This window comes from Paenibacillus sp. FSL H8-0104, from assembly GCF_038050215.1.
Taxonomy (GTDB): domain Bacteria; phylum Bacillota; class Bacilli; order Paenibacillales; family Paenibacillaceae; genus Paenibacillus; species Paenibacillus amylolyticus.
In genome coordinates this window covers 1,676,049-1,689,332 of sequence record NZ_JBBOTC010000001.1, presented here as the reverse complement: position 1 = coordinate 1,689,332, position 13,284 = coordinate 1,676,049, and the positions used below count along the sequence as shown (strand labels likewise).

Sequence of the window (13,284 nt, the reverse complement as noted above, 5' to 3'; positions counted from 1 at the left end):
TTGCACCGTGTATAGAAAAAGAAGACTGCTTCACCACTGTGCACAGCATAGTTTGATTGCCGCAAAAAAAACCGCCCTCCGGATTCCTCCGAAGGACGGCTTTTCTCACTTGATTTGTAGACGGCTCTAGCTATCTTAATGTGAGCTTCTATCTAATCCATTCTGTATTAAGCCTGAGCCGCAGAATCCAGCTCACGACTCTGATCGTTAAACGTGTCCCGATCGTTTTCCTTCAAAATTCTGCTCGTTACGAGTCCTGATGTCATCGACCCGTTCACGTTAAGCGCTGTACGACCCATGTCGATCAGCGGCTCCACGGAAATGAGCAGTCCAACCAGAGCCACAGGCAGATTCATGGTGGACAATACGATCAGGGAAGCGAAGGTTGCCCCACCGCCAACGCCAGCCACACCAAACGAACTGATCATGACTACGAGGATCAAAGTCACAATGAAGTCCCAGCTCAGCGGGTCGATGCCGACCGTCGGAGCAATCATCACCGCCAGCATGGCCGGATAGATCCCGGCGCACCCGTTTTGCCCAATCGTAGCCCCAAAGCTTGCAGACAGGTTCGCAATGCCGTCCGATACGCCGAGTTTCTTCGTCTGAGTCTCCACATTCAGCGGGATCGCCGCTGCACTTGAACGGGATGTAAAGGCAAATACCAGTGTTGGCAGCACCTTCTTCAAATACGTAATCGGGTTGAACCCAGACAGCGAGATAATGATCAGGTGAATAATAAACATGATCGCCAGCGCGATATAAGATGCAATCACGAATTTGATGAGCTTTAATATCTCTTCCGCATTGGTTGTCGCCGTTACCTTTGTAATCAGTGCTAAAATCCCGTAAGGCGTAAGCCTCAGCACCAGTGTAACAATTCGCATAACCACCGCGTATACCGCATTAACCATACCGCGGAACGTCTCCGCCTGCTGAGGTTTTTTGCGATCCAGTCCAAGAACGGCTACACCGATAAACGCGGAGAAGATAACCACCGCCAGTGTGGATGTACGACGTTCTCCTGTCATATCTGCAAATGGATTCGAAGGAATGAATTCCAACACTTGCTGAGGGATGGTCTGATCCTTCACATCAACAAGCCGTTCCTCCACCTTCTGAATCTGCGCATTCTCCCGGTCTCCTCCTTGAATCTCAATGGAAGTCAGGTTGAAGCCCAGACTGGTCACAATGCTGACCCCTGCGGCAATCGCTGTGGTGATCAACAGAATGGCAATAATGGAAACACTCATTTTGCCGAGATTTTGTTTGCCCTTCAGATTCATAATGGCCGAAATGATCGACACCATGATCAATGGGATCACGACCATTTGCAACAAACGAACATATCCTGAACCGACCAGATTGAACCAATCGACTGATTTCGTAACTACATCAGAACCTGATGTGTACACCAATTGAAGAATAACCCCGTAAACAACCCCCAGTCCCAGACCCGCAAATACGCGTTTCGTAAAGGAGATATGCTTTTTCTGCATCCAGTAGAGGATACCAAGTAAGGCAAGTATAACCACTACATTCAATATGACTAGAAAAGTATCCATTTCTTTAAATCCTCCTCAGGCATGTGTGTAACCGGAGAATATCCGGTTTTCTCTTCTATCTTTTGTACTTCCGACAAAGACATTTTACAATATAACATATAACAAACTATTCTGGTAGGTATTAATTGATATTATGTAATATGCATGTAACAGATTCATCTATTTCTGAAAAAAATACACCAAATCGTGAAAATTGTTCTATTCAACCTCCGGTTAATTTTGTAATATAGGTATATCCGCTTATTCCCAAGTTTTCTCAATGTTCAATTTAGGTCTTTCTTCATTGGTAGATAGGTCTTAGGATTACGGAAAAGCGACAATGTTAATGAACTTGACGTGAAAGGATGATCATATGTTTCGTAATCGCACCGTTGCCGGTAAAATCAGAGGCACCTTGTTCCTCGTTCTGCTGGTTGCTTCCCTGTTGTTCAGTATTAGTTTTTATGCCGTATCGATGAATATTATTCAAAGCTACGTGCTACCGCAGTTTGACAAAGTCCTAAACACGTCCATTCAGGATATATACAAGAATACTTCAGCATCCAAAATCCTACAGGTACAGAGTGGCGGAGCCGGTTCTGAAGGTGCTGCCATGACCGTGGAATCGTACCTGGCAGATAAAGCAAAAGAACATAATTTGGATGCGGCTTACGTTGTTGCTATTCAAGATGGCTCAGCCAAAGTCGTTGTGGCCAACCCTTCTTCAAACATGAAAGCCCAGGATGAAATTAGTGTAGAACCCGCAATGAATGCAGCTATTGAGAACAAAGAAATGGTAATCAGCGAGGTCTACTCCGATTCCTTTGGTGTACATAAAGCAGCCTTTATCCCCATTGCAGGAAGTAACATGATTATGGCTGTGAGCATGGATGCCCAGTTCATTCAAGACAAGATTACCCAGATTTTCTGGTTGTGCCTTGGGATTACAGCATTAGTGTTTGTGCTCGGCTGGCTTATCTCCACTAGTATGATCAAAAGAGTTACCAAACCAATCATCAAGCTCGTCCAACATAGCAAACAAATATCCCAGGGTGATCTGACCGCTGAACTAGAGATCAAAGGTAAAGATGAAATTGCCCAGCTTGCCGCAAGCTTCCAGACGATGACGCATAACCTGAAAGAAATGATTAGCCGTGCCTTGTCCACGTCCAATGAAGTTGTATCAGGCTCCAATGACCTGCTTCAGCGGGTTGAATCGATGTCCGGTATGGTTCGAAACTCCAGCCGCTCTGCAGAAGATGCAGAAAAAGGCAGCATCAGCATTGCGTCAAGCGCATCCGAGAACGCCAGAGCTATGGAAGAAATTACGCAAGGTATCATGCATATTGCTTCTTCTTCTGCTGAAGTGTCTGACCAGATTGGTGAAGCAGCCAACGAGGCAGTTAACGGTAACCGACTGGCTCAGAATGCCATTGAGCAGATGGAGCGTGTAGGCCAGACAGCAAGCGAATCGTTGCGATATGTTGAAACTATGAATGAACGTTCGGTAGCCATCGGCACCATTGTTGCTTCGATTTTTGAAATCACCAAACAGATTAACATGCTGTCACTCAATGCCTCCATCGAAGCAGCACGTGCCGGAGAGCATGGCCGCGGATTCGCTGTTGTTGCTGGAGAAGTTCGCAAACTTGCCGAGCAATCCAAGACAGCCACCGAAGAAATTTCGGATTATCTGGGTACCATTCGTGAAGATGCTGAACGCTCGGTTGATGCCATGAACCGTGTAACCCAGGAGATTGGTTCAGGCACAAGGGTCGTTCAACAAGCAGGCTCTGCCTTCCAGCAACTGAATGAATTGATTCAGAACGTGAATCTGACCATTCAGACCGTCTCGGCTTCTACACAACAAGTATCTGCTGGTGCTGAAGAAGTGAGTGCATCCGTTGAAGAAACGGCACAGATTACGACCAAATCCCGTGAGAGCATGTTACAGATTGCTTCAACAGCAGATCTGCAGCTCAGCGAGATGGACTCACATTCGAATACAGTTCGTCATCTGCATGAACAAGCTGTAGAGCTGCAATCCGCTATGAAAAATTTCAAAATAAACTAACAGGTTAACCATTAACCTATCATCACCTGTTTTAAACCTCATTTAATCATAGGATATACAATACCCCCATGCCGCTAACATTCCGTTTCTATAGAACGGTTTGTCCGACATGGGGGTATTGTTGTTTCACTCGGGTGCCTGAACACCCATAATCTCGTACACACGCTTCATATCCAATGCTGAACGCAACGATTCAGCTACCCGATCGAACTCCATCTCCTTACGCTCATGCGCACTATACGTCTCCTGAAGTGGAGCCAGCCCCTTTCCTGCACGCAAGGCATTCAGCCACGAACGTCGGAATTGATCACTTTCAAACAAACCATGCAGGTAGGTTCCCCACACGCTGCCATCTACTGAGCCCCAGCCTTCTTGGAAAGGTTGACCACCTGGATGCGAGATTTCAAACAATGCGGTTACACGTTCAGGCTCGTGACACTCCGTAACGCCCATATGAATCTCATATCCGTTAATGGGTAATGAAGCATCTGCTACATCTTGCTCACCATACAGACGAATCGGGTGATCAGGCTGCACCCGTCCGGAAGCTCTGACGGTCTGCTTTTCCTGAAGAAATGTTGTCGATAGCGGGAGCCAGCCAAGTCCTTTTGCTTCCTGGATCTGATTGGCCTCCACAGCAAACGGGTCCTTCAGATGACGTCCCAGCATCTGGTATCCGCCACATATTCCTACGAGCTGAACATGATCACGCTCGGTCTGGCTCGCAATCGCCTGCTCCAGCCCAGACTCACGCAGAAATGCCAGGTCACCTATGGTATCCTTCGTACCTGGTAGAAGAATGGCATCCGGACTACCCAATTCCTCTGGCGAGGTCACGTAACGCACATTCACATCCGGTTCACGGGAAAGTGCGTCAAAGTCTGTAAAGTTGGAAATTCGCGGATATCGGATTACCACCAGATCCAGCTCGGTTTTGCCGGATTTACCATGACGCATGGAGTCCAGCACCACCGAATCCTCTGCTTCAATCTGAATATCTCTTATGTAAGGCAAAACACCTAATACTGCAATGCCTGTCCGTTCTTCGAGCCAGTCGAGTCCTGGTTGCAACAGGGACAGATCACCGCGGAACTTGTTGATAATGAACCCTTTGACTCGCGCCACCTCATGGGGTTCCAGCAGCTCCAGCGTACCTACAATGGAAGCAAACACTCCGCCCCGATCAATATCGGAGATCAGAATCACCGGCGCATCGGCCCAGCCTGCCAGATTCATGTTGACGATATCCCGGTCCTTCAGATTGATCTCGGCCGGACTGCCCGCTCCTTCCATCAGCACAATATCATAGGTATCCCGTAGCCGGTTCAACGCATCCATAACCGTCTGCTTTGCTTCAGGCAGGAAATGCTGACGGTAGTCCGATGCACTCATCTGGGCAAAAGGTACACCATGTACCACGATCTGCGAATGCATGTCCCTCACCGGCTTGATCAGGATTGGATTCATATCGGTTGTCGCCTCAATACCACAGGCTTCGGCCTGTGCCCCCTGGGCCCGACCAATCTCCTTGCCATCTTCCGTCACATAGGAATTCAATGCCATATTCTGTGACTTGAACGGAGCAGGCTTGAAGCCATCCTGCTTAAAAATCCGGCACAATGCCGTTGTGATGACACTTTTGCCCACATCGGAAGCCGTTCCTTGCAGCATCAGTACCGCCGCTGGTTGTGATGGCTTATCTTCCACGCTCTCTCCCCCTGTCTCCATGTTATATCCAGATCACCTTACTCCCAACCTCATGCGTAACACTTTCCATACTGCTTCATATTTCAAAAGTTACAGCCAGAACAGTCCTTGAAGCACACTCAGCACGGTCAACAAAGCCGCCTCCAGCAGCTCATTCATGGCACCATACGTATCCCCGGTTAAACCACCGAGCCGTTCACTGATCCGGGCAGCCACGAATCGGCCGATATAATAACACGCCACAGGCAGTATAATAACTGCCGTCACCGGGTATAGCCACCATGGCAGTGTTCCCAGCCCACTCACCATCGCATCCGCAATCCCCATATCCGGCTTGAAAAGCCACACCGAGGCAAACGTAAGTGCCCCTGCGACCAAGGTCAGGCCCACAGCTGAACTTCGTGCACGCTGGACCTCCTTCCTCTCACCCAGACCTTTAAACAATACGGCAAGTCCATCATCTTCGCGCGCATTCGGCCAGGCCGACATTGCATACACCATGAACCAGCGGCTCCAGATCATGGGCAGGATCAGCAGCGCACCGTACACCCACTGGCCCCGGGCAATAAAATCGGCGATCAGCGCAGCCTTCATCATCAGAAGCAACACGCAGGCGATCACGCCCATTGCCCCGACACGGCTGTCCTTCATAATCTCCAGCATCCGCTCACGTGTACGATAACTGAGCAAGCCATCCGCCGTATCCATCCATCCGTCAAGATGGAGCCCTCCGGTTAGCCATACCCATAACGTCAGGGTCAGGACGGCAGCCGGAAAGGCCGGAAGCACTGCACCACTTAAGGCTCCCGCGAGCCAGACACACAGACCAATCGCAGCACCGACCAGCGGATAAAAGACTACACTTTCCCGCAGCAATGGCGGGACAAAATCGATTTGCATTTTGACAGGGAAACGGGACAAAAATTGAAAAGCGGCTGCCGCCGCATGTTTGCGCTGAGGAGCAGGCGTGCCATCCTTCATAAGCGGTACTCCTTGCTTTTTAGTTCAATCGCAATGCCTACGGTCACCAGAAACACTTCACCGCATATCGCCGCAATACGCTGATTCAGTACACCGGCCAAATCCCGATATTTCCTGCCAAGGGCATATTCCGGTACGATCCCATCTCCCACTTCATTTGTAACCAAAACAAGCAAACCGGGATAGGTTCGAATCGCTTCAACCAACGCGTCCAAATGTCCCTGTAACACCTGCTTCTCGTCATGCTCATGCGCTAACAAAACATTTGTCAGCCACAGCGTCAGGCAATCCACCAGAATGGTGGGTGCAGAAGTCCCTGTATGCCCTTCACCCATGCGGCTTATCAAAGCAGGCAGATGTATCGGTTCCTCCATCGTGTGCCACAGATACCCTGATGCCTCCCGCTGATGCTGATGCATCGCGATACGCTCACGCATTTCATCATCGTACGCCTGAGCTGTCGCCACATACCACGCCTCCGAGGAACGCTGCATGCAGAGACGCTCGGCAAAGGAGCTTTTGCCACTGCGTGCGCCGCCTGTCACCAGTACACTCATCGTGAACTCTCTCCTTGCAGGGATGAATCAACCGACGCAACGGAATCTGGAGCAGGGCTTGTTCCATCCGAGACACCCGCGCTTGCAAAGGTTGCCATCTCATTCAGAATGAGACAGGCTGCGTCAATCAGATGAAGACTAAGCACGCCGCCCGTGCCTTCACCCAGACGCATGTCCAGATCCAGCATCGCTTTCAGGTCCAGTTCACGCAGCAGCGCTTCATGTCCATTTTCGTGTGAGGTATGAGAAGCGATCATATAAGCTGTACTCAGAGGTGCAAGTTGTCTCGCCACCAGCGCTGCGGCGGTAGAGATGAACCCGTCTACAACGACCGGACAATGATGAGCAGCTGCTGCGAGGATAACCCCTGTGAGTCCGGCAATCTCCAGTCCACCCACCTTGCACAGAACATCCAGTGCATCTTCCGGGTTTGGTGCGTTTACGCTAAGCGCCCGGCTGACTACAGCAGCCTTGCGCTGCAAGCCTGCATCATCAATCCCTGTACCTCTCCCCACAGCGGCAGCTGGTGCAACTCCGGTTAACGCGCTCATTACCGCAGCACTTGCGGTGGTGTTGCCAATTCCCATCTCCCCGGTGACAAACAGCTGTGTTCCCTTCGCCACCTCTGCTGATACAACTTCGGCTCCTGCAAGGATAGCGCTGACTGCCTCATCCCGGGTCATCGCTGCACCCCGGGCCATGTTGGCCGTGCCTTTACGAATTTTACGGGAAAGCAGGTCCGGATGTTCAAGATCGGCATTCACACCAATATCCACACAGATCACATCTGCTCCGGCGTGACGGGCAAGCACATTCACCGCCGCACCTCCAGCGAGGAAATTCAGGACCATCTGCGGGGTCACTTCAGCAGGAAAAGCACTGATGCCCTCTTCCACTACGCCGTGATCTGCGGCCATGACAATGACCGCCCTGTGATCAAAACGCGGACGTGCATTGCCAGTCATGCCTGCCAGACGGATCACCAGCTCTTCCAATTTGCCCAGACTCCCCGGCGGCTTCGTCAACGAATCCACGTGCGCAGAGGTTTCTGCCGCCACTTCCTGGTCAGGAGCAGTAATCTTACTTGTTAAATGCTCCAACACCTGTTCATTATTCATACAACCAGCACTTCCTTCATCAAAATATGGGTTGCCCCGTTTCATTTAATCGATGTCCCGCCGCAACAGCAGTTGAGGTATGGCATGGTCGGGATGAGAGACAATCGCGGGTTTGACGCGAAATATATCCTGGATATTCTCATCGTTGATCAATGTATGAGGCGTACCCTTTCCAACCGCCATGCCCTCACGCAGCGCCAGAATGTGATCGCAAAATAACGCGGCCAGATTCAGATCATGCAGCACAGCCACAATCGTAATGTTATTTCTCTGTCGCCATGCCGATAACAATTCCATGAACTGCAATTGATATTTAATATCCAGAAACGTGGTCGGCTCGTCCAGCAGCAGCAACCGCGGCTCCTGAGCCATAACTTTGGCTAGTGCGACCCGCTGACGTTGCCCGCCGCTGAGTGCATCCAGCGGTCTGTCCGCCAGTTCTGTCAATCCCAGGTCTTCAAGCACCCTGTCCACTACAAGTGCCCCATCACCCGTTTCCCGCCCCAGCCAGTTCTGGTATGGATATCGCCCCATCTCCACCACGTCTCTTACAGGATAGGAGATGGCTGGCAAGCCATCCTGCTGCAATACAGCGATCATGCGTGACAGGTCCTTACGGCTGTAAGAGCCGATATCTCGACCATCGATACGGATCTGACCTTCGTTTAACTGTTCCGTTCCGGCAATAAGCTGGATCAGGGTGGACTTGCCGCTGCCGTTTGGTCCGACAACTCCCCACCAGTCACCTTCGCCAACATGCCAGTCTACATTGTGCAGTGCCTGATGATTGCCATATGACTTCCCTGCTCCCTTAATGGAGATAAGTGAAGTCGAGTTGAAACTGGTACTGGAATTCATGGCATCATCCCCTTCTGCAACTTTTTGTTCCGGTTCAGCAGGTAAGCAAAGAACGGCGCACCAACAAAGGCGGTGACAACACCGAGCGGAATTTCAGTTGGTGCCAGCAACGACCTTGCAATGGTATCGGCCCACACCATGAAGATCGCTCCACCAATGGCAGACAAAGGTACCAACAGTCGGTAATCCGGTCCCACCAGCAGCCGCAACATATGCGGGATCACCAATCCAACGAATCCGATGACACCCGATACCGAGACAGCCCCAGCAGTCAACAATGTGCCAACTGCCAGCACCGACAACTTGAGCCTGTCCACTCCGATCCCGATATGTGACGCTTGACGTTCTCCCAGTGCAAGCACATTCAATGAGCGTGCGCGGCTCCAGAGAAAGACCAGCCCTAACAGAAAATACGGGAAAAGGATGGCCGTATACGACCACCCACGCAGAGCCAGACTTCCCATCGTCCAGTATATAATTTCATTAATCGTCTGTTTCGACATGGTCGACAGGAAGGAAACAACTGCGCCCAGGAAACTTTGCATGACCACACCAGCCAGAATGAGGCTATGTGTAGGTATTTTACGCCCTTCACGAGCCAGTGCCATAACAAACCATAACGTGATTACACCCGTCAAAAACGCCACCAGTGGCAACGTCCAGATTCCGATCAGTGCATACTGCAATCCGAAGAAAATCAGAAAGGCTGCACCCACCGAAGCACCGGATGATACGCCCAGGGTGAACGGGTCTGCCAGCGGGTTCCGAAGAACCCCCTGGAATCCCGTACCGGCAATTGCCAACGATGCGCCCACGAGCACGGCAAGCAGTACACGTGGGAATCTGACTTTCCAGATAATCTGTTCGGCTGCCTTATTCCAATCCGCTGTAATCCAATCGCCCACCCAGGGAATTTTGTGAATCAGGATGCCTGCAATATCCCGGATCGGCAACGCTACTGAACCAATGCCCGTGCAGATGAGCACGGTGAGCACCAGCAGCACCATGCCCGTCGTTCCGAACAGGATCAGCTTTTTACTCATTGGAACAAGTCAGGGTAGATCGCTTTGGCTACTTCTTTCAACCCTTGAGTTACACGTGGACCCGGACGGCTCAGCAGGTTGGCATCCAGGCCAATAACCGCGTCATTTTTCACAGCCGTAATTTGATCCCAGCCGCTGCGCGCCTTGATGATCTGATCCAGTGTTTTGGAGTTTTCATCAATTACATCGTTGGCATACAGGATCACATCCGGGTTGGAGGCAATCACGTTCTCTTCATTAATTTCATACCAACCCTCTTTGTCCGAAGCAATATTGCTACCACCAGCTACAGTGATGAGTTCATCCATGAATTCGCCTTTACCCACAGTCCAGCCCGGGGAGAATTCAACGTATACTTTTTTCTTCTCTTCCGGTTTAACTGCCTTCACCGCTTCGGTTACATCCGTCACGTCCTGTTTCATCTGTGTGATGATTTCTTGTGCTTTTTCCTGATGATCGGTGATTTTACCGAAGGTTTCGATATTGTTCATCACATCGTCAATGGATTTAGGATCCGTTTTAAAAATGGTAATGCCCAGTTCACGCAGTTTCTTCACTGCATCTTCGCTCATGGAGATACCTGTGAAGACAATGTCGGCTTCAGCTGCAATAATAGACTCTTCATTGGGCTTGGTGATACCGCCCATTTTAGCTTTGGTTGTTGCCGCTTCCGGATAATCATCATAGTCGGATACACCAACGATCTGGTCGTCCAAACCAAGGGCAAACAGGGATTCCGTCTCAGCCGGAGACACGGATACGATTTTGGCCGGTGCCTTTTCAAAGGTGAACGATTCACCCGTTGCATCCGTAACGGTAAGTGGATATTGTGTTTTGAGGTCCGTCTGCGCCTGGCCTTGGGACTGCTCCTGTGCCGGTTGCTGTGAAGTACCTGTGCCCTCGTTTGTTGTTGCATTGCCACATCCGGCCAAAGCCAGTGCGAGTGCCGCTGCACTTAGCAGGGACGCTACGTTTTTCCAATTCTTGAAATTCATTCTGTTATTCTCCCCTTCTCTATTTGTACTATTTTCTTGCATCGTGCTCAAACTCTTACTCCCCATGCCTTGGTGTTCCTGTGTAAGGTTTGAACTGCAATATTTACACGCTAACGGAGAGTGCAGAACCAATCTGAAGAAACGAAGTGTTCGCCTTTATCACCGGATTTTCCCTTTCAAAAAAGGGAATCAAAAAATCTGGGGATAACAGCGATCGGAAGATGGTACTGCAATCGGAGTGACCTCGTGTAAAATTGGTCTCGGTTCATCTTACATGAACAATAAAAAATCCCCAATCCATACGTCCAGGATCAGGGATGACGTCTCGCATATGGCGATCTGTACATGTTCAACCAAGGGTTGTCCATGCGCATAGAATAGCCCGAAACGCTGTCCTTTCCTCGAAGGAACACCGGTTTGTACGTCCAGGGCAGGTAACCTGACTTACAGGAATCATCCTGTTTTACAGTGGCGGGACCGTGCCGGATTTGCACCGGCTTCCCCATTTCACCCTTGTGTGTTCATGACTCATACTAATTTGCCATGAAAACAGCCTTCACACGCGGGACCCTTGGTCGCTGATATGGTAAACCATTGTCGTGTAATTTCTGCATGCTACATACTCGTTCAGGCTTCACACCTGCAGCGTATCTGTATCCATGCTGAAGTCACACTTCTGTTGTGATTATAGGGTATATTGTACATCCTTACAACCCGATCGGCGGAAAAGTCACTCTGCTGCCAAACCACTGATTCCCCTGTTGATCAAGCTGAACCTGAATCGCCTGTCCCGGTACTACATGTGTATCCCAGAACCCAAGCCCGGCAATCAGACGGGACAAGGCATACCGGATGACACCACCATGCGTAACCACAACTATGGTTGACTCGCGCCCCTCATCAACGTGCATCGAAGAACGCCCCTCCAACAACATCTCTCGAAGAAAGGAATCTAACCGTCCGGTAAACTCCTGCCACGACTCCCCTCCGGGCGGAGTGACCTCCTGCGGCGCATCAATCCAGTTTCGGTATTCAGGGTTATCCTTGAGTTGCTCATACGTCAGCCCTTCCCACTGTCCAAAATCATTCTCGCGCAGGCGCGAGTCGAACTTCACCTGTCCGATGGCATCAGGAAGAATCTGTTCCAGCGTCTGTCGGCAGCGAAGTAGATCACTGCAATATACCTCATTCCACGAAACACCGCTCAATTGTTCATGAAGCGGAGCCAGCTCTTCTTTGGCATTTGGCAGCAGACCGATGTCGGTATGCCCCAGGTATCTTTTTTCCACATTCCACAACGTTGTCCCATGACGGACCCACAGAATGTTTCGTTTCAGCGGCCCGGGTTGATCCCTATGTACTTCATTGCCTGCATTCTCTTCATTTACGGCCATAACAACGTCCCTCCTGCCAGCCACACACCCAGCGTTATGAACACGCATAGTACCACAAAAGCCCCTGCCGACCAGAACATCAGACGTGACGTTTGCACAATATCCTCGGCTTCCATCGGCCGTGTGGCTTCACCCATGTAGGCACGAAATGAAGCAACGCCGTGATACACGTTATGTCCGCCAAGCCGGATGCCCAGTGCTCCAGCCACCGCTGATTCGGGAAAACCGCTATTCGGACTTGGATGTAGTCTTGCATCCCGTGCAACCATGCGTGCTGCTCCTTTGGCGTCCAGCTTCATGACCCAGGCACCCACGATTAACAGAATCGCGGTCAGCCGGGCAGGTATCCAGTTCGCCACATCATCCAGACGGGCCGAGGCCCAGCCAAGATGCAGATACTTGTCATTTTTATATCCGACCATGGAATCCAACGTGTTGACGGCGCGATAAGCCATGGCTAGTGGAGCTCCTCCAATGAGCGCATAGAATAAAGGCGATACAATGGCATCAACGATATTTTCGGCAACTGTCTCTACCGTTCCCCGCACAACCTCGGGTTCATCCAGATGCGCCGTATCACGTCCAACAATCATGCCCAGTGAACGTCTGGCCGCCGGCCAATCCTGCTGCTTCAGATGACGATATACTTCCATGCCTGCATCCTTCAGTCCTTTTGAAGCAATGGTCGTTGCTATGAGCACCACTTCAGCTACTGTTGCAATGACAGGGTCGATTAGCCCAAGCAGATATACGAGTCCCCATGTGATGGCAAAAGACCCCCCCGCAATCACCATCGGGAACAACAGCCCGGCTCTCTTCAGTCCCGAATCTGTGATCACACGCGAGCGAATAACACGCTCCAACGCCGAGATGCCTTTTCCCATGCCAATCACGGGGTGGGGAATCCAGCGCGGATCTCCGATACATCGGTCCAACAGGTACGCTAGTATAATAATCCAGGCTCCCGCCATGCCTGTCCAGAACGGCCAGGTCCATAGATGCTCCAGCTCAAA

At 50.7% G+C, this 13,284-nt stretch carries 11 protein-coding genes and 1 riboswitch; of the genes, 1 reads left to right on the top strand and 10 read right to left on the bottom strand.

What is annotated here, in order from left to right:
• Nucleotides 1-167: 167 nt before the first annotated feature.
• The gene (locus NST38_RS07515) at nt 168-1,565 is read right to left on the bottom strand and encodes an L-cystine transporter (RefSeq protein ID WP_076251589.1); all 1,398 of its coding nucleotides are present in this window, start codon (nt 1,563-1,565) and stop codon (nt 168-170) included.
• A 352-nt stretch (nt 1,566-1,917) separates the two neighbouring features.
• Between NST38_RS07515 and NST38_RS07510 the strand changes: the two genes are divergently transcribed.
• The gene (locus tag NST38_RS07510) at nt 1,918-3,618 is read left to right on the top strand and encodes a methyl-accepting chemotaxis protein (protein ID WP_076251586.1); all 1,701 of its coding nucleotides are present in this window, start codon (nt 1,918-1,920) and stop codon (nt 3,616-3,618) included.
• A gap of 126 nt (nt 3,619-3,744) precedes the next feature.
• On the opposite strand, the gene NST38_RS07505 is transcribed toward NST38_RS07510, so the two are convergent.
• From NST38_RS07505 to cbiB, 9 genes are all read right to left on the bottom strand, one after another.
• A complete protein-coding gene (locus NST38_RS07505) occupies nt 3,745-5,346 on the bottom strand; it encodes a cobyric acid synthase (protein WP_076251584.1) in 1,602 nt (533 codons plus the stop codon).
• A 69-nt stretch (nt 5,347-5,415) separates the two neighbouring features.
• The gene (cobS, locus tag NST38_RS07500; RefSeq protein WP_076251581.1) at nt 5,416-6,306 is read right to left on the bottom strand and encodes an adenosylcobinamide-GDP ribazoletransferase; all 891 of its coding nucleotides are present in this window, start codon (nt 6,304-6,306) and stop codon (nt 5,416-5,418) included.
• A complete protein-coding gene (cobU, locus tag NST38_RS07495; RefSeq protein WP_076251579.1) occupies nt 6,303-6,863 on the bottom strand; it encodes a bifunctional adenosylcobinamide kinase/adenosylcobinamide-phosphate guanylyltransferase in 561 nt (186 codons plus the stop codon). Before cobU ends, cobS begins: the two co-directional genes overlap by 4 nt.
• Nucleotides 6,860-7,981, bottom strand: coding sequence for a nicotinate-nucleotide--dimethylbenzimidazole phosphoribosyltransferase (gene cobT, locus NST38_RS07490; RefSeq protein ID WP_076251752.1), 1,122 nt, complete (start codon nt 7,979-7,981; stop codon nt 6,860-6,862). Before cobT ends, cobU begins: the two co-directional genes overlap by 4 nt.
• 45 nt (nt 7,982-8,026) lie before the next feature.
• Complete coding sequence (locus tag NST38_RS07485) at nt 8,027-8,839, bottom strand: ABC transporter ATP-binding protein (RefSeq protein ID WP_076251577.1); 813 nt, start codon at nt 8,837-8,839, stop codon at nt 8,027-8,029.
• Nucleotides 8,836-9,882 (bottom strand): FecCD family ABC transporter permease, encoded by a 1,047-nt coding sequence (locus NST38_RS07480; RefSeq protein ID WP_076251575.1) that lies wholly within the window; start codon nt 9,880-9,882, stop codon nt 8,836-8,838. The genes NST38_RS07485 and NST38_RS07480 overlap by 4 nt, the downstream gene beginning before the upstream one ends.
• The gene (locus tag NST38_RS07475) at nt 9,879-10,877 is read right to left on the bottom strand and encodes an ABC transporter substrate-binding protein (RefSeq protein ID WP_047842049.1); all 999 of its coding nucleotides are present in this window, start codon (nt 10,875-10,877) and stop codon (nt 9,879-9,881) included. Before NST38_RS07475 ends, NST38_RS07480 begins: the two co-directional genes overlap by 4 nt.
• Before the next feature lie 412 nt (nt 10,878-11,289).
• Nucleotides 11,290-11,438: riboswitch (cobalamin riboswitch) on the bottom strand.
• Nucleotides 11,439-11,584: 146 nt separating this feature from the next.
• The gene (locus NST38_RS07470) at nt 11,585-12,271 is read right to left on the bottom strand and encodes a histidine phosphatase family protein (protein ID WP_083684496.1); all 687 of its coding nucleotides are present in this window, start codon (nt 12,269-12,271) and stop codon (nt 11,585-11,587) included.
• Nucleotides 12,262-13,242, bottom strand: coding sequence for an adenosylcobinamide-phosphate synthase CbiB (gene cbiB / locus NST38_RS07465; RefSeq protein ID WP_076251747.1), 981 nt, complete (start codon nt 13,240-13,242; stop codon nt 12,262-12,264). Before cbiB ends, NST38_RS07470 begins: the two co-directional genes overlap by 10 nt.
• Nucleotides 13,243-13,284: the final 42 nt, after the last annotated feature.

Bases quoted from the DNA above. Each gene is read 5' to 3' on its own strand.
- NST38_RS07505 (WP_076251584.1), bottom strand. From the start codon at position 5,346: ATGGAGACAGGGGGAGAGAGCGTGGAAGATAAGCCATCACAACCAGCG.
- NST38_RS07470 (WP_083684496.1), bottom strand. From the start codon at position 12,271: ATGGCCGTAAATGAAGAGAATGCAGGCAATGAAGTACATAGGGATCAA.
- NST38_RS07475 (WP_047842049.1), bottom strand. From the start codon at position 10,877: ATGAATTTCAAGAATTGGAAAAACGTAGCGTCCCTGCTAAGTGCAGCG.
- NST38_RS07510 (WP_076251586.1), top strand. From the start codon at position 1,918: ATGTTTCGTAATCGCACCGTTGCCGGTAAAATCAGAGGCACCTTGTTC.
- NST38_RS07480 (WP_076251575.1), bottom strand. From the start codon at position 9,882: ATGAGTAAAAAGCTGATCCTGTTCGGAACGACGGGCATGGTGCTGCTG.
- cbiB (WP_076251747.1), bottom strand. From the start codon at position 13,242: ATGGCGGGAGCCTGGATTATTATACTAGCGTACCTGTTGGACCGATGT.
- NST38_RS07485 (WP_076251577.1), bottom strand. From the start codon at position 8,839: ATGAATTCCAGTACCAGTTTCAACTCGACTTCACTTATCTCCATTAAG.
- cobU (WP_076251579.1), bottom strand. From the start codon at position 6,863: ATGAGTGTACTGGTGACAGGCGGCGCACGCAGTGGCAAAAGCTCCTTT.
- NST38_RS07515 (WP_076251589.1), bottom strand. From the start codon at position 1,565: ATGGATACTTTTCTAGTCATATTGAATGTAGTGGTTATACTTGCCTTA.
- cobS (WP_076251581.1), bottom strand. From the start codon at position 6,306: ATGAAGGATGGCACGCCTGCTCCTCAGCGCAAACATGCGGCGGCAGCC.
- cobT (WP_076251752.1), bottom strand. From the start codon at position 7,981: ATGAATAATGAACAGGTGTTGGAGCATTTAACAAGTAAGATTACTGCT.